The sequence below is a fragment of the Propioniciclava soli genome, assembly GCF_014858005.1.
Classification (GTDB): Bacteria; Actinomycetota; Actinomycetes; order Propionibacteriales; family Propionibacteriaceae; genus Propioniciclava; species Propioniciclava soli.
The window spans coordinates 80,532-99,521 of sequence record NZ_JACYOT010000019.1 but is presented as its reverse complement, the minus strand read 5'-3'; the positions used below and the strand labels follow the sequence as shown (position 1 = coordinate 99,521).

13 protein-coding genes are annotated in these 18,990 nt (G+C 70.1%); 6 read left to right on the top strand and 7 right to left on the bottom strand.

What is annotated here, in order from left to right; genetic code table 11:
- Positions 1-122 precede the first annotated feature (122 nt).
- The gene (locus tag IFY26_RS15795) at positions 123-1,139 is read right to left on the bottom strand and encodes a LacI family DNA-binding transcriptional regulator (protein WP_232549963.1); all 1,017 of its coding nucleotides are present in this window, start codon (positions 1,137-1,139) and stop codon (positions 123-125) included.
- Positions 1,140-1,508: 369 nt separating this feature from the next.
- On the opposite strand from IFY26_RS15795, the gene IFY26_RS15790 reads away from it, so the two are divergent.
- From IFY26_RS15790 to IFY26_RS15780, 3 genes are all read left to right on the top strand, one after another.
- Positions 1,509-3,836 (top strand): beta-glucosidase family protein, encoded by a 2,328-nt coding sequence (locus IFY26_RS15790; RefSeq protein WP_232549962.1) that lies wholly within the window; start codon positions 1,509-1,511, stop codon positions 3,834-3,836.
- A gap of 116 nt (positions 3,837-3,952) precedes the next feature.
- Positions 3,953-5,164 carry a discoidin domain-containing protein gene (locus tag IFY26_RS15785; RefSeq protein ID WP_232549961.1) on the top strand — a complete coding sequence of 404 codons (1,212 nt, stop codon included), beginning with the start codon at positions 3,953-3,955 and terminating at the stop codon, positions 5,162-5,164.
- 28 nt (positions 5,165-5,192) lie between these two features.
- Positions 5,193-6,860 (top strand): cellulase family glycosylhydrolase, encoded by a 1,668-nt coding sequence (locus IFY26_RS15780; RefSeq protein WP_232549960.1) that lies wholly within the window; start codon positions 5,193-5,195, stop codon positions 6,858-6,860.
- A 23-nt stretch (positions 6,861-6,883) separates the two neighbouring features.
- Here IFY26_RS15780 and IFY26_RS18295 read toward each other — a convergent pair whose 3' ends face one another.
- From IFY26_RS18295 to IFY26_RS18290, 3 genes are all read right to left on the bottom strand, one after another.
- Positions 6,884-7,858, bottom strand: coding sequence for a LacI family DNA-binding transcriptional regulator (locus IFY26_RS18295; RefSeq protein WP_232549959.1), 975 nt, complete (start codon positions 7,856-7,858; stop codon positions 6,884-6,886).
- Between the two features lie 9 nt (positions 7,859-7,867).
- The gene (locus IFY26_RS15770; RefSeq protein WP_232549958.1) at positions 7,868-9,757 is read right to left on the bottom strand and encodes an MFS transporter; all 1,890 of its coding nucleotides are present in this window, start codon (positions 9,755-9,757) and stop codon (positions 7,868-7,870) included.
- Between the two features lie 149 nt (positions 9,758-9,906).
- Complete coding sequence (locus IFY26_RS18290; protein WP_232549957.1) at positions 9,907-11,097, bottom strand: MFS transporter; 1,191 nt, start codon at positions 11,095-11,097, stop codon at positions 9,907-9,909.
- Positions 11,098-11,203: 106 nt separating this feature from the next.
- Between IFY26_RS18290 and IFY26_RS15760 the strand changes: the two genes are divergently transcribed.
- Both IFY26_RS15760 and IFY26_RS15755 read left to right on the top strand, forming a co-directional pair.
- Positions 11,204-11,629 (top strand): pyridoxamine 5'-phosphate oxidase family protein, encoded by a 426-nt coding sequence (locus tag IFY26_RS15760; protein ID WP_232549956.1) that lies wholly within the window; start codon positions 11,204-11,206, stop codon positions 11,627-11,629.
- 60 nt (positions 11,630-11,689) lie between these two features.
- Positions 11,690-12,466, top strand: a complete 777-nt coding sequence (locus IFY26_RS15755; protein WP_232549955.1) for a VOC family protein — start codon at positions 11,690-11,692, stop codon at positions 12,464-12,466.
- Here the strand turns inward: IFY26_RS15755 and IFY26_RS15750 are convergent.
- Positions 12,463-13,269 (bottom strand): SRPBCC family protein, encoded by an 807-nt coding sequence (locus IFY26_RS15750; protein ID WP_232549954.1) that lies wholly within the window; start codon positions 13,267-13,269, stop codon positions 12,463-12,465. The two genes, IFY26_RS15755 and IFY26_RS15750, sit on opposite strands and share 4 nt — an antisense overlap.
- 128 nt (positions 13,270-13,397) lie before the next feature.
- Here IFY26_RS15750 and IFY26_RS15745 point away from each other — a divergent pair, with 128 nt between their 5' ends.
- Positions 13,398-14,666 carry a serine hydrolase domain-containing protein gene (locus tag IFY26_RS15745; protein ID WP_232549953.1) on the top strand — a complete coding sequence of 423 codons (1,269 nt, stop codon included), beginning with the start codon at positions 13,398-13,400 and terminating at the stop codon, positions 14,664-14,666.
- Positions 14,667-14,700: 34 nt separating this feature from the next.
- On the opposite strand, the gene IFY26_RS15740 is transcribed toward IFY26_RS15745, so the two are convergent.
- Entirely contained in the window at positions 14,701-17,253 is a 2,553-nt protein-coding gene (locus IFY26_RS15740) for a glycoside hydrolase family 2 protein (protein WP_232549952.1), read from the bottom strand.
- An 82-nt stretch (positions 17,254-17,335) separates the two neighbouring features.
- Entirely contained in the window at positions 17,336-18,964 is a 1,629-nt protein-coding gene (locus IFY26_RS15735) for an extracellular solute-binding protein (RefSeq protein ID WP_232549951.1), read from the bottom strand.
- Between the last annotated feature and the right edge of the window lie 26 nt (positions 18,965-18,990).

Below are 18,990 nucleotides of genomic sequence, written 5' to 3'. Positions count from 1 at the left end.
CGCCGTCAGATAGACGCCTTGTTCAGCAGGCTCCTAGAGGGCTGGCTCCCTTTTCGTCAACCGATTCACGTAAATCGGTTGACGGAAATTTTGGAGAGGTGGGGCCGCGTTCGGGAGGGCGGTCAGCGAGGTGCAGCCGTGCTGCGTCGCACGCGCAGCGCGGGGCTGAAGCACTCGTGCCTGGCCTCGGTGCGGCCGTTGATCCGTTCCAGCAGCAGGGAGATGGCGACGCGTCCGACGTCCGTGCCCCGGTGGTCCACCGTGGTCAGGGAGACGAGCGGGTGGCCGGCAAGTTCGATGTTGTCGTAACCGACGACCGACAGGTCGGACGCCCCGAGGCCCAGGTCGGCTGCCGCGCGCAACACGTTGAGCGCCATGGCGTCATGGCCGGCGAAGATCGCGGTCGGCGGATCGTCGGAGCCCAGGAGGCGACTCGTCGCGGCAACGGCACCACGTTCGGTGCTGGGGGCGTACTCCACCACGGGTCGCAGCCCCGCGGCGCGCATGCGCTCCACGTACCGGTCCCGCCGAAACACGTGCGGCGCCTCCGCGGTGGGTGGGTCGATCGTGAGGTGCGTGATCCGGGTGTGACCCAGACCGAGGAGGTGGTCCATGACGAGATCGGCGCCCGCCGCGTCGTCACTGACCACGGTGTCGAAGGCCTGGGGGCGGCTGTGGCGTCCGAGCACCACCATCGGCGTGTGCTGGGCCAGCGTCTCGATCGCCTCGGTGGGCATGTCGGAGGCGATCGCGATGATGCCGTCCACCTGCCGGTCGACGAGTGATTCGAGGATCTCCGTGGCGCTGAGGCGGCCCAGGCCGGGGACGATCACCAGTTGGTAGGGCGAGCCGGCCAGCTGCTCGGCCGCCCCCTCGACGACGAGGGTCTGCAACTCCTGGCCCAGGTGCGGTGTCTCCAGCCCGATCGTGAAGCTCTGGCCCCGCATGACGCGCGCGGCGACCCGAGGGCGGTAGCCCAGCTGGGCGATGGCCTTCTCGACGCGGGCCCGCATGGCGGGGCTCACGCCGTAGGCATCGCGGATCACCTTGGACACCGCACCCTTCGACACGCCGGCGGCGTTGGCGACGTCCGTCATCGTCGGGCGTCGGGGCGGCAGGGCCGTCCTCTCCTGGGTCATGAGCTCCTTCACTGGTTGGTCGGCGCCGTCACCCCGGGTGGACGCTGCTTCGCGGCAACCCTAGTTCGGTGGCCATGTGTGTGCGGGAGGACACGCGTGTGGTGCCCCCGTGAGACGGCGCCGTCCGTGCGCCATGGCGTCAGCCGGTTGATCGCGTGCGGCAGCACGGTAGAACCAGGCTCGCTCCACGTCAACGACCCGCGGCATTTTCTGTGAACCGGTTGATGACGCGGGCCGGGCACGCTTACGCTGTGCTCGCGGTGACGTACCCCGGTTCACAGCACGAGCGGCTCGCCGACAGCGGCGACCGCGGAACACGGTGGGTACGGAAGGTCTCCGCCCATCCGGCACACGTTCAAGGAGGAACTGATGAGGACGGAAGAACACGCGGTGCATCGACATCGCACGCGCACCCGGGCAGTGGTGGGGGGCGGCCTCGCCGCATTGATGGCCGTCTCGGGGGCCGCGCTGGCGACGCCGCCGGCCCAGGCGGCGCCCGCGGTGGCCTGCCCGTGGGCGGACCCAACGAAGTCACCGGAGGAGCGGGCCAACCTGCTGCTCGACGCGTCCACGCTCGACCAACAGATGCGCTGGCTCAGCGAGGTGACCGCCAACGACCCCAGCATCACGGTGACCCCGACCGCCGGTGGGCTGGGGCAGCCCAACGGGCCCTCGGTGACGTATGCCCCGTCGGTCGCGTGCGTGAAGTTCAATGGCGACACCGACGGCCCCTGGGGCATCGCCTACGTCGGCGGTACCACGGCCTTCTCGGTGCCCGTCTCCCAGGCCGCGAGCTGGAGCCTGGACCTGACGGCACAGAAGGGCAAGGCCATGGCCGACGAGGCGTGGCGCAAGCAGTACGACGCCCTGTTCGCCCCCGGAATCGACATCGTGAGGCACCCGTGGAACGGCCGGAATGCCGAGTATCTGGGGGAGGATCCCTATCTCGCCGGCAAGATCTCGGCGGCGTGGGTCAACTCGCTGGACGACAACCCCGGTCAGCCGGTCGCCGCGGTGCTCAAGCACTTCCTCGGCAACACCCAGGAGCTCGACCGGGCGGCGAGCTCGTCCAACATCGATGACCGCACGCTGCGTCAGGTCTACGGCCTGCCCTACGAGATCACGATGAAGGAGAGCGACCCCGCGGGCGTGATGTGCGCCTTCAACCAGCTCAACGGCGTCTGGTCGTGTGAGAACCCCGAGCTGTTGACCCAGTACCTCCGCAACGAGCTGAACTTCGAGGGCTTCGTTCTCACCGACAATGGGGCACAGAAGTCCACCGCCGCGTCGCTCAACGCCGGGCTGTCCCAGGAACTGGGGCTGCCGTACTGGTTCACCCCGGACCGGCTGCACGCGGCGTTGGACGCGGACGAGATCACGGAGTCCCAGATCCGCGAGGCCGCCTTCCGGGTGCTGCGCGAGAAGTACGACAAGGGGCTCCAAGATCACGACCTCCCCACCTCCGGGCGCTGGGAGGACCAGCGGACGGAGGAAGCGAACGCGATCGCCCGCGAGATGGCCGACCAGGGTTCGGTGCTGCTCAAGAACGACAAGCAGACCCTGCCACTGAAGCTGCGCAACAAGACGATCGCCGTGATCGGCCCGACGGCGTCCAACACCCCGACCAACGGCATCAGCGCCAAGTCGGTGTGCTCGTCGCTCCTGTTCGGGGTGGCAGGGACCGGCCTGGCCGTGGACTGCGACCCCGTCGCACCTCTGGACTCGATCACCCAGCGGGCCGCTCAGGACGGGAACACGGTGACGTTCAACGACGGCAGCGATCTCGCTTCCGCCGCCGCGACCGCTGCGGCCGCTGACGTCGCGATCGTCTTCGGCCACAACCAGGCGGGGGAGTACTTCGACCTGGACAGCCTGAACCTACACAGCAACGGGGATGCCCTCATCGCTGCGGTGGCGAAGGCGAACCGCAAGACGGTCGTCATTCTCGAAACGTCGGGGGCCGTCCTGATGCCGTGGCTCGACCAGGTGCCGTCCGTCCTCGAGGTCTGGTGGCCCGGTCAGGCGGGTGGCGACAGCATCGCCGCCCTTCTCTTCGGCGACGTGAACCCGTCGGGCAAGCTCCCGGTGACGTTCCCCAGGCGCCTGGAAGATCTGCCCACGGGCGTTCCGGAGAACGACCAGTATCCCGGCGTGTTCGCCGACGGCTCGACGACGCGGCCGGCCGGCTCGGACGAGATCCGGCAGGTCAACTACTCCGAGGGTCTGCAGGTCGGCTACAAGTGGTACGACGAGCAGGGCATCGAGCCGATGTTCGAGTTCGGCCACGGCCTGTCCTACACCACCTTCGGCTACGACAAGCTGAAGCTCACGACGTCAACCAGCAAGGACGGCGTGGTGCGCACCAAGGTGCAGTTCACGGTGACGAACCGCGGCAAGGTCGCGGGCACCGAGATCCCGCAGGTCTACCTGACGTTGCCCAACGGAGCGCATGAACCCGGCAAGCGCCTGGTCGGCTTCGACCGCATCACGCTCGCTGCGGGGCAGAGCAAGCAGGTGGAGCTCATGATCGACTCCACCGATGCCAACCACCCGTTCTCGGTGTGGGAAACCAAGGGGCGCGTCGGCTGGCGCACCTACAACGGCAAGTACGGCGTGTCGGTTGGCTCGTCCTCGCGTGACCTGCCCCTCTCGGGCACCATCCACGTCACGGGCGTGTCCCGAGGCAAGAACAAGTAGGAAACCCGGGGGGCGGCGAGGATCAGCCTCCTCGCCGCCCTCCGGCGTCCTGTCACCAGGTCGCCACAGCCGTGAACGGTTGTCACCCCATCCCCCACCCGCAAGGAGAACGTGTCATGCTTCGCCGCACCCCCACCGGGCCCTCGACCACGACGGTGATGGTGGGCATGACAGCCCTGCTGGGGGTGACGGCGCTGTTGGGGGCGTCCGTCTTGTGGGGGGACCCCGGGCTCCGCGCGGCGCCGGCGACCACCGGCGCCCCGGCGCGTCACCCCCTCACGTCGACCGACTTCATCAAGGCGAACGGGACCGTCCTGCGGACGGATTCCGGGGCCGGAGCGGCCATCAACCTCCGCGGAACCAATCTCGGCGGCTGGCTCGTGCAGGAGGACTGGATGTCTCCGCTCGGCGAGTTCGCGCTCGATCGCGGCGGCTGGACGGTGACGGCGTCCACCGGCTCCCACGCCTCCGCCACCGTGGACGGGGAGCAGGCGACCCACTGGTCCACATCCGGCCCCCAGCGTGCCGGTGACCAGATCCGCGTCGACCTCCGTCAGCCGACCTGGGTCAACCGCGTCACCCTCGGCACCGACCGGGTGGGCGAGCACCCCCGCCGCCTCGCGGTGGAGACCTCCTCGGACGGTCAGACCTGGACCAATGTGGCGCAGCAGGGGGGCACGGATCAGGAGACGGTCGTGCGCTTCGGGCTGCAGAAGACCCGCTTCCTGAGGCTCGTCGCCGTGGACCTGGACGCGGCGCCCTGGTCGATCAGCGAGCTCAATCTCTTCAACGATCCCGTGGCGCACGACGCCGGCTGGACGGCGCAGGCGTCCGCGACCGCCACCGGGACGACGCCCGCCGCCGCTGTCGACGGCGACCCGACCACCGCCTGGCAGTCCGGTGTTCCGCAGGCGCCCGGCCAAGCCCTCACTATCGACATGCAGCGAGTCATCCAGATGGACCGGCTCCTCCTGGACGCCGGCAGCGCGGCCCCGGACGACTTCGCGCGCAGCTGGGAGATCCTCACCTCCACCGACAACGTGACCTTCGAACACGCCGCCAGCGGCTTCGGATCCGGGCGGACGACGCTCGTGGACTTCCAGGGGTGGAAGTGGGGCCGCTATCTCCGCATCGTCAACCACGCCACCGCGCCGCAGTGGTGGTCGGTCGCCGACGTCGCGGTCTACACCGGCAACCAGATGGACCGCGCCGGCTGGCAGATCTCGGCGTCCGAGGGGCAGGCCCCCGAACGCGTGATCGACGGCGACGTCGGCACTCGCTGGTCCACCGGCTCCCCCCCAGCGGGACGGCCAGCACATCACCGTTGACCTGGGTGCCCTGACGACGCTGAACAGCGTGGCCCTCGAAGCGGCCGAGAACATGCCGGACGAGGGCGACTGGCCCCGTGGGTACCGCGTCGAGACGTCTCGGGACGGTGCTACGTGGACCACTGCGGCGAGCGGGCAGGGCACGTTCCGGGCCACGTCCATCGCCTTTCCGGCCCGCGCGACGCGCTACCTGCGCGTGGTGCAGACCGGCACGGCGGCGCAGTGGTGGTCCATCGGCGAGCTGACGGCCGGCCTCTACAGCGACGACTACGCGCTCCACGACACGCTGACCCAACGGCTGGGGACGGACGCGGCGCAGCGCGTCCTCGACACCCATCAGGCGACCTGGATCACCGAGGCCGACCTCGACACCATCGCCGGGCTCAAGCTCACCTTCGTGCGCGTCCCGATGGGCTGGACCACCTTCGTGAACCCGGACGGCTCCTGGAAGGCCCAGCCGTTCGACCGGCTCGACTGGATCGTGAGGGAAGCCGGCGAGCGAGGGCTGTACGTGCTGCTGGACCTGCACACCGTGCCCGGGGGCGGGTGCCCGTGGGCGAGCTGCGGCAAGGTCGGGCCGAGCCCCAACGGCTTCTGGGGATCCTCCGACGCACAGCAACTGTCCGTCGACATCTGGACGGCCGTGGCAGCGCGCTACCGCGGCAACCCGGCGGTGGCTGGCTATGACCTGATCAACGAGCCCCTCATCGACATGAGTGAGGACGCCGACGACGTCCGGCAGAAGAACGACCTGTTCGACCGGCTCTACGACGCCGTCCGCGCCGTCGACCCAGACCACGTGGTGGTGCTGCCCGCCTTCTTCGACCTCAACGCCATCGCCCACCCGCGTGAGTACGGGTGGACCAACGTCATGTACCAGTTCCACCCCTACGACATGTCGGCCCCCAAGGACTGGGCGGCGCAGGAGCGTCCGGTCGCGAACGAACTGGACGCCATTCCCGACCGGCACGCCGCCGTCGGCGTCCCCCTGCTCAACGGCGAGTTCTCGCTGTACCACAACGACGACCTGTGGGCCCGCTTCCTGGCGGGCATGAACGCCCAGGGCGTCTCCTGGTCGAACTGGGCCTACAAGGTCAAGGGCTCGGCCGAGTCCGGCTTCGCCTACTGGGGCCTCCACCACGGCAACGCCCACCCCGTGCCAGTGCTCAACAGCGACAGCGAGGCCACCATGAAGGCCAAGCTGCGGGCGTTCGGGACGGAGAACTTCACGGCCAACGCTGCCTTCCACCGGACGGTCGCGCGGTACGCGACCGGGCGCGCCTCGTACACGCCGGTGGCGATCCCGCACTCCGGCTGGCGGGTGACCGCCTCGTCATCCCCCGCGGGTCTGGAACCGGAACGCGGCATCGACGGCCCCAACGACGAGGGGTGGTACACGGGGGCGGACATGGCGGGGGGTGAGTGGTTCCAGATCGACATGGGCACCGTGCACCCGGTCGCGATGGTGACGCTCCAGACGCCTCGGCGCTCGCCCCGCGACTACCCGCGCGGCTTCGACATCGAGGTGTCCACCGACGGCATCTCGTGGCAGCGCGTCGCGCGCAGCGTCGCCTTCGGATGGAAGCGTCCGATCGCCATCGAGCCCACCACCGCGCGGTACCTCCGGATCACGCAGACCGGTGCAGCGCCCCAGTGGTGGAGCATCGACGACGTCGCGGTCTACGCGTCGTACTGAAGGCTCGGGGGAGCGGCTCCGGCCTAGACGGAGGCCCCCTCGACGAGGCGCAGCGCCGACGCGGACGGCGTCGGCGCCTCACCCTCCAGGCCGAGCGCGCGCAGGACGCTCGCCGCACCCGTGGCCGCGGCATCGCTGAGGTCGTACTCGAGGGTGGTCAGTCGGGGCACGGTCACCTGCGACACGGGCGTGCGGTCCATTCCGATGACGGCGACGTCGCCCGGTACGTCCCAGCCCCGCAGCTGCGCGGCGTTCATGAGGCTGATCGCGACGTCGTCGTTGTAGCAGGCGATGGCGATGCCCGGCGGCCGGAGCCGGTCGAGAGCACCGAGGGCCTCGTCGATGTGGATGGCCAGGCCCACCACCTCGATGTCGGGCAGTCCTGCCTCCAGGGCGGCCTGGCGGACGCCGTCCTCGCGGGCCGCGCCGAACGGATCCTGGCGGGAGTCGGCGAGGTGGGCGAACGCGAGCCGTCGGTGGCCGCGGGAAATGAGGGTCTCGGCCTGGAGGCGTCCGATCAGCGCATCCTGACCCGCCCGTGCTGCACTGGGCGGATCCACCGCCACAACTCCGTTCCGGGCCAGCACAGCCCGTTCGGCCGCGCTGAAGGGAGTGAAGGCCAGCACCGCGGCGGGCTGCATCTGCGAGACGAGTCGGTCCAGGACGTCCACACTGGCTGTCGTCACACCCAGCACGAGGGTGAACCCCTGCGCGGCGAGGGTGGCCGTCAGGCGCTCGAACCAGTCTTGCAGGTTGCCGCCGAACGTCGTGTTCGGGATGAGGGCGAGCACGAAGTCGCTGGAGCCGCGCCGCAACGCACGGCCAGCGGCCGAGGGCTGGTAGCCCAGCTGGCGGGCGGCCCGGGTCACCTTCTGCGCGGTCTGCGGGGCGAAGCGGTCGGCGTGTCCGTTGAGAACCTGGCTCACGGTGGCGCGAGAGACGCCGGCCAGGACGGCGACGTCGTTGCTTGTCGCGCGAGCACGGTCAGCCTGCGTCACGGCGCCACCCTACCCCTGCCGATCGGGCGGCAGCGGGGTGATGATCAGCGGGCGGGGGCACCTTGGCCAGCCGTGAGCGAAACGGTGGCGGTGCCGAACGAAGCGCCCTGGGCGTGGCCGACTCCGCGATCTCGTTGCCGAGGGAGTCCTGGATGACCGAGGGCCGGCCCGGTCCTTGGCGATCATCGCGTCGGCGTCGCGACGCCACTCGTCGCGGAATCGGTCCGATCCGTCGCCGGCGGTCACCTCACGGCCGTCCACGAGCACACGGGTGTCGCCCTGGAGGCCCTGGAAGAGGCTGCGCCCGACGGCGCCGGCGTGCGCGGATCGTTGCTCGCCGATCATGGCGTCGTGAGGGACGACGACGGGCGTGTCCATCGACTCCGGAGTGCGTCGGAAGGTCCATCCGGTGTGGAACATGGTGCTGGTCATGGCAGGCGATGTCCTCGAAGAGGGGTGGGGGAAGGGGCAGGGGGCTCCGACCGTGAGGGTGCTGCTGCTGGCGTGGACGCCGGCGGCGAGGTCCCGCTGGATGGCCGGGATGTGCTTCTCGAGCGTGTAGAAGAAGCTCAACCCGAGCATGGCCACGCTGACCAGCAACGGCATCAGGGAGTAGAGCTGGATGATGGCGGATTCAGCCGCCGCCGATTGCTGGCCCAGCGTGCCGTCGTAGCCCACAGCGGCCATGGCGAAGCCGACGAGGGCGGACGCGAGCCCGGAGCCCACCTTCGAGGCGAAGCTGGACAGGGAGTTGGTGACCGCGTCGATCCGCTTCCCGGTCTTCCACTCGCCGTACGTCATGGCCTGGATCATGAAAAATGCGACCAGCATCGTGATCACCGTCGTGAACGAGCCGAGCACCTGGCCGATGACGACCATGGGCAACGAGCGCGGGGCGAGGAAGACCATGAGGTACCCGACGATGGCGAGCACCAGGCCGATGCGCGCGAAGTTCATCGCCCCGATCGTGCGGACGGCGAGGGGGAACAGCAGGTAGACCACGAGCACGAGGATGCCCGCGGCGGACACCAGCGACATGAGGCCGACGTTGCCGAGGATGTAGGTGAAGTAGTAGGTGCCGACGATCGCGCTGGCGGCGATCACGATGTTGGCCAGCAGCACCATGGCCGTGAAGACGAAGACAAACTTGTTCTGGAACAGGGCCCGGACCGTGGCGCCCAGGCCAAGGCGCTCCTCGGTGACGCGATCGGTGTCATCCTCGGGCAACTCCTTCACGGTGAAGAAGCGGATGAGCCCGATGATCATGAACGGAATGCCGTAGACCAGTGCGATCATCGTCCAGCCGCCGGGCTGGGTGCCCCAGGATGCCATCAGCTGGGGCAGCATGATGCTGCCGATCGCGGCCATGAAGATGATCAGGACGCCCTGCCGCGACAGGACCTTCGCGTGCTGCACCTCGCCGCGCACCGAGCGCTTGAGGTACACCGCTTCGGAGGCGTTCAGGAAGGTTGCGCACACGGAGTTGATCAGCGCGTACAGGACGAAGATGTACGTGGCCTGCCAGAACGTGCTCATCGCGGGCGTCGAGAAGATCGCCACGGTGAGCAGCCACAGCGGAATGATGAACAGCTCGTAGGGCAGCGCCTTTCCCCAGCGGGTGTTCGTCCGGTCGATGATGACGCCCGCGACGAGGTCGGTGAAGCCGTCGAAGAGCTTTGCGGCGAGGAACAGGACGCCGACGAGGCCCGGGGCGAGCCCGACCACGTCCGTGGAGTAGAACGTCAGCTGGAGCAGGACGATGACGTTGAGGGCGAGCGCGATGCCGCGGGTGGAGAATCGCAGCGAGAACGCCTTCGGCAGCGTGGTGTCCGTGGGGATCGCCGTCTGCAGGTCTTCGCCCACCAGCGTCTGCGCTGAGGCGGTGTGTCGTTCGGTCATGTTCTTCCATCTCTTCATCGAGCAAGCAGAGCCGCGTTATCACGTGGTAACGCCACTGCACGCGCATTACCACGTGTCAACCGTCGCCACCCAGCCCGAATGGGGGTGACGAGCGCGTTCGACGTCGACTGGCTGGCCCGCCGATGAACTCACTGGGGGGCAGGCGACTTCTCGTGCTCGGGCAGGGTCAGGGCTGGGGTGAGCAAAAGGCCCAGCAACGCGGCCGCTGGGATGACGATCAAGGCCCAGCGCAGGTCGACCGCTTGCGCCACCAGCCCGATCAGCGGCGGGCCGACGAAGAAGCCGAGACGCATGAGCCACGTCACGAAGGTCAGGCCGTTGCCCTGCAACATTCCGGGGAGTTCGTCGGCGGCGTGCATGGTGCCCGGGATCGCCGTGGCGATGCCCCAGCCCGCGCACGCGAACCCGAGGATCGTCGTCGCTGGGGTGGGTAAGACCACCGCGACAGCCATGCCCAGCGCGGCGATGATGAATCCCTGGGTGACGGCCCCGCGCGCACCGATGCGGTTGGTCAGCGCGTCGCCGGTGAAGCGGCCGATCATCTGGGCCACCTGCAGCGCCACGAAGGCCATCCCCACCCAGAACGGTTCGACGGTGAACTGGCTGTCCATGTACACCGCTCCCCACGAGGCGCCGGAGTCCTCGATGAGGCCGGCCGACGCGCCCAGTAGGCCCAGGGCGATCAGGCGGGGCAGCCATCGACGCGGGATGCCCTTCGTCGGGGTGGCCGCGCCTTCCTCGACGGGGGAGGCGTCCGGTCCACGCAGCGCCAATGATCGCGCGACGAGCGCCAAGGCGCCGAAGAGCACCGAGGCGACCAACGTCTGCACCCAGATCGGCACCCCACCCTGCAGGGCGATCGACCCCAGGAAGCCACCCACGACGGCGCCCACCGACCACCACCCGTGCAGGCCGTTGAGGATCGAGCGCCCGTAACCCTTCTGGACGCGCAGCCCGTGGGCGTTCATCGCAATGTCGGCGATGGAGTCCATGGCTGCCATGCCGCCGATGCCCGCGGCGAGCATCACCCAGTGTGAGGCGTTGCCGGAGAGGTTGAGGCATGCCAGGCCGATCAACGTGGCGGCGAGCCATACCCAAGGCGAGTGGAAGCGACGCATGAGGCGGGCGGTGAACAGGCCGGTGATGAGGCCGCCCAGCGGTCCGAGCGCAATGACCGCGCCCCACCCGAAGTCGCCGAGCCCGGTGATCTGCTTGAGCTCTGGGTAGCGAGGGAGCAGAGACGCCCAGCCGACGCCGTTGAGGATGAACATCAGCGTCACGGCCCAGCGGGCGCGCGTGAACTCGGCAGAAGGGTGCACCAGAAGGACGTTACCGATCTTCGCGGTGCTGTTCCCGGTGGTCACCCGCCGAGTTGGCCCCGGCGCGGCCATTGCCGTGCCGACGAGGGGCTGGTTAGGGTGCAGCATGGCTACCTGGACGATGAAGCAGCTCGCGGCGAAGATGCGTGGGCTCGACATGGCGATGCTCTCCACCCACACCTCGCGCGGGCACATCGCCAGCCGCCCGATGAGCAACAACGGCGAGGTCGACTATGACGGCTCGTCCCACTACTTCACGTGGGCGGAGTCGCGCATGGCGAAGGACATCGAGCGGGACGCGAAGGTCTCCATCGAGTTCCAACACGGCACGGGTGGGGACTTCCTCTTCGTCCAGGTACAGGGCACAGCTCAGCTGCTCACCTCCAAGAATGCGATGAAGGACCACTGGCACGCCGAACTCGACCGGTGGTTCACCGACGGGCTGGACACCGAGGGCCTGGTGATGATCCGGGTCGACGCCTCCCGCATCAGCTACTGGTCCGCCGACGGCGACGGCCAGATCACTCCCTGACCACGGCGCCGCCGGCGTGGCCGTTCGATCCACATCACGTCGCCCACCAGGAGAACAACCATGACCAGTTCGCCCGGAAAACCCATCTGGATCGATCTCGGGGTGCCCGACATCGAGGCCGCGAAGCGCTTCTACTCGGCCGTGTTCGGCTGGACCTACAGCGACGGCGGGGAGGAGTTCGGGCACTATCACCAGGTGTTCGTCGGCGGGGCGCTGGTCGGTGGCATGATGCAGCACCCGGACGCCACCCAGAACCAGCCGGTGTTCTGGAACGTGTACTTCGAGACCTCCGACACCCAGGCCACCCTGGCGCAGGTGACCCAGCACGGCGGGCAGGTGCTGGTGCCCGCCATGGGAGTGGGTGACCAGGGGACGATGGCGATTGCCGGTGCACCGTCCGGCGCCCAGTTCGGCCTGTGGCAACCCGGCACCCTGGCGGGCTTCGAGCCGGGCACCCACGGCACAGCCGTCTGGTTCGACACGCCGTCGCTGAACTTCGCTGCTGATGTCGCGTTCTACCAGTCGGTGTTGGGGTGGGACATCCGCTGCGCCGACGACGACCCGTCCTCCGGCTTCGCCACCGTCGGGCCCTACGAGTCGGCCACCATCGGGCTGTTCCACGGCACCGACATGGTGGGCCCGGACGGGCGGTCGACGTGGCGCGTGTTCTTCGCCGTGGACGACATGGACGCCGCCGTGGCGGCGATCGAGGCCGGTGGCGGTCAGGTGACCGACGGACCCGAGGACGTGTCCGAGGGCACGCAGCGCCAGCTCTGCGCGACCGCCGTGGACCCTGACGGAGCCGTCTTCCTGCTGCTGCAGACGGTCACGCGCTAACCCCCGGCCCCCCGTTTTTCGTCCACCAGCGTTCGCGCAAACGCATCGGGGTCGCGGACGCCCAGGGTGGCGGCCGGGTGCACCAGGACGCCGGTCGGGTCGAGGACCGCCACGGGTTCGTGGAAGCGCACGCACACCCCCGCGTCCGCGTTGGGGGTGAACGACACTCCGTGGTCGGCGAACGACAGGTGCGCCGGCCCTGCCGTCTTGAGCCAGCTGTAGTCACCGGTCAGGTGGGTGGAGGCGACGTTGGTGCGCGGGGTGACCAGCCGCCAGGGCCCGTAGGCCACGTACAGCCAGGACGGCCCCAGCTCGATCGTGCTGGTACGAGGGGTGACCCCGACCAGGCGTCCCGGCACCACGTGGGACGGGGCGAACACAAACGGGTGGGTCTGGACGTGCTCGGCAGCGGTCGCGACGGCGCCGGTCACCAGCCCGCGCAGCGCGGCCAGCGCGAACGGGCGATAGGGCTGGAGGGCCAGGCCAGGGACGCCCTCGGCGCGCATCGTCGCCCGGCTGCCCCCGCCCGGCGCGGGGAGGACGTCGTGGCTCAGCCGCACTGACACGGGGCCGACCTGCACCGTCCACGCCCAGGACCGCAGTCGTGGGTCCACCCGGTCGACCCGGAAGCGGACGCTCACCCCACCCGGCCCGTACACCCGCCCCGTGCCACCGACGCCCAGCACGTCCGTGTCGGACGCCGTGGCCGCGATGTGGGGAGCCCAGTGGGGCCATGTCGCCGGTGTCAGGTAGCGCCGCCACACCTCGTCGGGTGACGCCGGCCCGCGGGCGTCGAGGATCACCCGGTCAGCGTAGCCGTCGTCGGCGCCGTCTCGACCAGGCTGGCGTCCCAGGTCGGGGCGCACCACTGGCGCGGCGCACGCTTGCCTTGGCAGGCTGGAGAACAGACCCCAACCCCGAGAGGTTCCCCATGCACCGTCGCATCCCCACCGTCGACCGTCTCGTCACCGTGTCGGTGGCGCTCGCCGCGTCCGTCGCGCTCGCCGCGCCGGCGTCCGCCGCACCCGTCGCGGCGCCTGCCGCGCTCAACCCGAACACCGTGGAGGTTCACCTCCAGCAGCAGATCAGAGAGGCCGCGCGCGAGGCGGGCATTCGTACGCGGCTCACCCCGCCCGGGCGGGCCACTCCTGGCACGCGTGCCATCGACGCCGGGCTGGCCAGCATGGTCTCCGACGGGGCCATTGGCGTGACAGGTCGCCTGGAGACCCCGACGCTGTCGTGGCGCGGCGCCGCGGGGCAACGCGACCTGGACCGGGGCGCGCCGGCGGGGGTCCAGGCTCGCTTCCGGGCCGCCAGCATCACCAAGCCCATGATCGCCACCCTGGTGTTGCAAGAGGTGGAGAAGGGGGTCTGGTCCCTCGACACCACCGCCAACGCCATCATCCCCGGCCTGTTCCCCGACCATCCCGATGTCACGCTGCGTCAGCTGCTCAGCCACACCGGTGGGGTGCCCAACGGCACGTCCGAGCTGCTCGCCAGCCAGGTCACGGACTGGGACTCGTGGGACCAGTTCATGGCCGCTATCAGCCGCGACTACACCGGGCAGGAGCACATCGACGCGGTGAACGCCGTGCCGTGGACGCCGGCCGGAGAGTTCCTCTACTCCAACGCCGGTTACGTCGCGCTCGGCATGCTGCTGGAGGCGCAGAACGGACGTCCGGTCGCCGAGCTGCTTCGCGACCGGGTGTGGCGCCCCGCCCGCATGCTGCACACCTCCTACCCGAGCGACTCCACCCTGCGCGGCCCCGTGCTGGCCGAGGACGCCTGGATCGGGACCGGCTGGCTGGAGCTTGAGGACTTCGACCCCGACTTCTTCCTCTCCGCCGGCGCCGTTGTCAGCACGACCGAGGACCTCAATCGTTTCACCCGCGCCCTGGTGCAGGGCCGGCTCGTCGACCGGTCGTTGGTCGACGTGATGGTCACCCCGGTCACCGAAGAATCCATCGAGTACGGCCTGGGCGTCTACCGCTTGCCCGACCCCTGCGCGCTGCCGGGGGAGGCCTTCCTCTACGGCCACGACGGCGCCAGCTTCGGCACGCTCAGCATGACGCTGACCTCCGAGGACGGCACCCGGCAGCTCAGCCTGGCCGCCACGGGGCGTGACCTCACCGACGTGGCGGGCCGTTGGGCCATGGGGGACGCCCTCGTGCCCATGCTGCGTGCGTCCTGCCCCAGCTGAGGCAGCGAGCGCGTTCTGCGCAGTCGTGCCGCCGTCACTGGTGGCGCTGGCCCTCGTCGCGCCCGGCGGGGCTCACCAGCTCGTTGACGCTGCGCAGGACGCCGCCGGGCAGGACGCCGTTCGGCAGCGCGAGGTCGTCGCTGCCGACGATGCGGAACGTGTGGACCTCGCCGGGCAGGAGCGTCACCAGGCCGGTGTCGGTGTGCGCGTCCGGCGCCAGCTTGTCCGGAAGGAGGCAAACGTCGCGCACCACGACGTCGGCGCTGGCGTCCAGCAGCCAGTCGTCGCCGTCGCGGCGCAGCGACGTCGTCCAGGTGGGCGGGGTGAGGGCGCTGTCCCGCGGCTCTGCGAAGAACCAGGCATCGCGGACGCCGCCGGCATCGGCCACCAGCACCTCGCCCGCCGGGTCTGCCGACGTGACGAGCTCGCCCGGCACCGCCTGGCGGGACGCCGAACGGGGCCTGACCGTCGCCTCCAGCTCGCGCTCGGCCACCGTCTGGCCCCGGAAGGTGATGCGGCGCAGCCGCACGATGGCCCGCCACGGGTCGGCGGTGTCGTTGACCAGGCACACCTCCAGCCCGGCGTCGACGGGCTGCATCGTCACCAGACGGGGTGCGAAGGCGTTCCGCATCGCGTGGAGGAGAGGCTTGGGCCGGCCGTCGCCGTCCACCGCAGCCCACGACGTCACCGGCCAACAGTCGTTCAGCTGCCACACCACGGCTCCGGTGTTGAGGGGGTGAAGCGACCGGAAGTGGGTGAGGGCGGCGCGCACGGCGGCGGCCTGGTTGTGCTGCATGGCCCAGTGCCAGTCCTCCATGGCGACCGGGACGCGAACATGGGGCACCAAGCCCTTCGTCAACTTCACCGCGCCCTCGAACGCCTTCTGGTGGGCCAGCATCCCCGGCGACTCGGGGGTGAGCGGGTCGTCGTGCACGGCCCGCGTCAGCGTCGTCCAGGCCGGCGGGCCCTGCCAGCCGAACTCGGCCACGAAGCGGGGCCGGACGGCGCGGTACCCCGTCCAGTCGCGGACGTTCCACATCTCCCACAGGTGGGTCGAGCCGTGTGCAGGGTCGTTCGGCGGCGCGTCCGCACCGTCCGGGCTGAACGGGCTGCCCGGCGTGTAGGGCAGGTGGGGCGCGTACTGCGCGACGAGGGCGGGCAGCAGGGTCCGGTAGTACCCCTCCCCCCACGTCTGGCCGTCGAGCACGCCCTGCCACCCCCAGGCTTCGTGGCCCATCAGGCACTCGTTGTTGCCGTTCAGAGCCACCAGCGACGCGTGGTGGGCGATGCGGAGCAGGTTGTCGCGCACCTCGGCTACCACGTTGGAGCGCAGCGGCTCCTCCTCCGCGTACGCCGCGCAGGCGAACAGGAAGTCCTGCCACGTCAGCACTCCGCGCTCGTCGCACAGGTCGTAGAAGTCATCGCTCTCGTAAAGGCCGCCACCCCAGACCCGGATGAGGTTGACGTGCGCGGACACGGCTTGGTCGATACGTGCGGCGTACCGCTCGCGGGTGACGCGGTGGGGGAAGGCGTCGTCGGTGATCCAGTTGACCCCCTTGACGTATACGGGTTGTTCGTTGACGACCAGCGCGAAGGGGGCTCCGTCGGCGTCCGGGGTCGTGTCCCACCGCACGCTGCGGAACCCGACCCGGCGGGTGACGGCGTCCACCACCTGCAGGCCGTGGCGCAGCTCGACCGACACCGGGTACAGCCGCGGTTCCCCGTAGCCCACGGGCCACCAGCGTTCGACGTCCGGCAGGCGCAGCGACGCCTCGACGGCGGCACCCGTGACCGGGACGGCCAGCTCCTCGTCGGCGAGCCGGACCACCAGCTCCAGGCCGGCGGCCGCCAACTCCTCGCCGGTGCTCTCGACGCCCACGCGGACGGTCAGCACACCGTCGTCGCCCTCGAGCGTGGCGGTCGTGCGGGCATCGGTCAGCCGCGCCGTCCAGCTCTCCAGGCGCACCGGTCGCCACAACCCCGACGTCGCGGTCACCGGGCCCCAGTCCCAGCCGAAGCTCGACGCCATCGTGCGCACGGCGTTGTAGGGGAGGTCGTTCGCATGGGGGCGCGGCCCAAGGGCCATGGCCTGGGCGTTGGCGTGCCGCACGGGGCTCGCGAAGGTCACGACCAGGGTATTGGTGCCCTCGCGCAGCAGACCCGTCACGTCGTGGCACCACGTGCGGTGCATGTTGTCCGCGCTGAAAAGGTGCTCGCCGTTCAGGGCGACCCGGGCCACTGTGTCCAGCCCCTCGAAGACGAGTTCGTGACGCTGATCGTCACCCGGAGGGGCCCAGAACTCGGTGGTGTACTCCCAGTCGCTCAGGCCGATCCAGGCCGTCCCCGCCTCATGGTCGTCGAGGTACGGATCCGGAATCAGCCCCCCGGCGAGCAGGTCGGTGTGGACGCAGCCCGGCACGCGGGCCGGAACAGCGACGCCAGCGATTCCCGCCGGAACGGGGCCGCGCAGAGCCCGGACGCTCCAGCCGTCGTGCAGGTCGAGCCGCGCGACGGCGGTGGGCACTGACCTGCCCGGGGGCGGGGAGACCGGTGCCGGCTCGGGGGGCGTGGGCGGAGGCGGTGTCACGGCGAAGCCCTTCTGAGCCTGGATGGTCGGATCTTGCCACGGAGATCAGGGCGGAGGTGCTCCTGCCGGCTCGACCCCGGGCTCAGCCGCGCCCGGCCGCGTGGTAGGCCTCGGTCAGCTCTTCGGCCATCTGCTGCCCGCTGTCGGCCCACCACTGGTCGGCGGCGGGGCGCCACTCGGAGACCTGCTTGCGGCCCTGCACGATGTCGGCCTCCAGGGCGTTGAACATCTGGGCGGACGACGCGAAGTCGCTCTCGACCGTCTCGGAGTAGAGGTAGACGGCGTCGTTGCGGAAGGCGTCCGGCACCAGCTCGCGGATGCTGGCGTCCAGCTTGCGCGCCGAGTCCTCGTGCCCGGGCAGGTAGTTCGCGATGCGGCAGTCCGCGATGTAGCGGACGCCCAACGCGCTGTTGGCCGCTCCGGTGGAGGTGGCGATCGGGTCGGTGCCCTCGAAGGTGTAGTCCGCGCCCTCCTGGCCCATCTTGACGTCCAGGTACTCCTGCGTCCCGAAGGGGGCGGCGAAGTAGTTGGCCACCTTGAGCAGGGTCTCCACCCGGTCGGCGGCGTTGCGGTTGATGCCCGCGCGGCCGTAGGAGGGGAAGCTCATCCACAGGTGTCCGGTGCCGTCGCCGTCGAAGGCGGGGATCTGGCAGACGTCGATGTCGAAGCCCTCGGGCGGGTCGGCGAAGTACTGCGACCAGGCGGAGAACGAGTCGGGGTTGAAGTAGGCCGCCCCGGTGGAGAACCAGACCTTGGTGTTGGGGCTGGCGAAGGCGTCCGGGTTCATCAGGCCGGCCTCGGCCCAGCGTCGTTGCGCCTCAAGCGCCTCCTCCATCTGCGGTGCGGTCCACCAGCTCTGCATGGTGGTGCCGTCGTACTGCCAGAAGTTCGGGATGCCCAGCATGTTCTTGATGTACTGGCCGGGGACGATCGTGGTCGCCCAGCGTCCGCCGCGCGGGTCGTTGAGCTGCTGGGCCAAGGAGAAGAACCCCTCGAAGTCGTCCCACTCGGGCGCCACGCCCTGGGCCGCCAGCAGGTCGTCGCGCCGGTAGAGCACGCCGGACGACATGGCGCCGCGCGGGCTGGGCAGACCGTAGAGCCGGCCGTTGTACCGGCCCGCCTCCCAGCAGTCGGACGGGATCGCGGCGAGGTTCGGGTAGGCCAAGATGGCGTCTCCGGCCAGGTGGTCGGACAGATCGAGGCACGTCGCCTCCACCATGTCCGGCATGTCGGGCTGCTCGGCGAGGAAGAACATGTCGGGCAGCTGCCCGCCGGCCAGCGAGGTGGCGAAGACCGTCGCGTACTCCCCGGAGGGCACCTGCTGGATCTCCAGGGCCGAGCCCAGCTTGTCGTTGAGGTTCGCCCACGCCGTGTTCTGCGGCGGCTGGGCCGTGACGGGGGAGAAGGTCTGGGTGAGGATGCGCAACGGCTGGCCGTCCCCGGGGGCTTCGGGCACCGACACGGTCGGCTCGGCCGGGTAGGAGAAGAAGGTGTCGGGGATGTCGGCATCGCCGGCGATGTCGGGCTCCGGGCCCTCGGGGGCGCGGAAGGTGGGGGCCGCCACGGGGGCGTCCGAACCGGCCGCCCCGCCACTGCTGGTGCCGCCCGGAGCGGAGTTGCCGCCGCAGGACGCGAGCAGCGGGCCGCCGGCGGCGAGCGCGGCGAGCGTGCCGCCGGTGGACAGGACGGTGCGTCGGCTGACGGGGGACATGGTGACTCCTTGTCGGACGGGGCGCG

Excerpts from the sequence above, each read along its gene's own strand:
- IFY26_RS15790 (WP_232549962.1), top strand. The coding sequence starts at position 1,509 with ATGAGGACGGAAGAACACGCGGTGCATCGACATCGCACGCGCACCCGG.
- IFY26_RS15760 (WP_232549956.1), top strand. The coding sequence starts at position 11,204 with ATGGCTACCTGGACGATGAAGCAGCTCGCGGCGAAGATGCGTGGGCTC.
- IFY26_RS15770 (WP_232549958.1), bottom strand. The coding sequence starts at position 9,757 with ATGACCGAACGACACACCGCCTCAGCGCAGACGCTGGTGGGCGAAGAC.
- IFY26_RS15735 (WP_232549951.1), bottom strand. The coding sequence starts at position 18,964 with ATGTCCCCCGTCAGCCGACGCACCGTCCTGTCCACCGGCGGCACGCTC.
- IFY26_RS15745 (WP_232549953.1), top strand. The coding sequence starts at position 13,398 with ATGCACCGTCGCATCCCCACCGTCGACCGTCTCGTCACCGTGTCGGTG.
- IFY26_RS15755 (WP_232549955.1), top strand. The coding sequence starts at position 11,690 with ATGACCAGTTCGCCCGGAAAACCCATCTGGATCGATCTCGGGGTGCCC.
- IFY26_RS15785 (WP_232549961.1), top strand. The coding sequence starts at position 3,953 with ATGCTTCGCCGCACCCCCACCGGGCCCTCGACCACGACGGTGATGGTG.
- IFY26_RS15795 (WP_232549963.1), bottom strand. The coding sequence starts at position 1,139 with ATGACCCAGGAGAGGACGGCCCTGCCGCCCCGACGCCCGACGATGACG.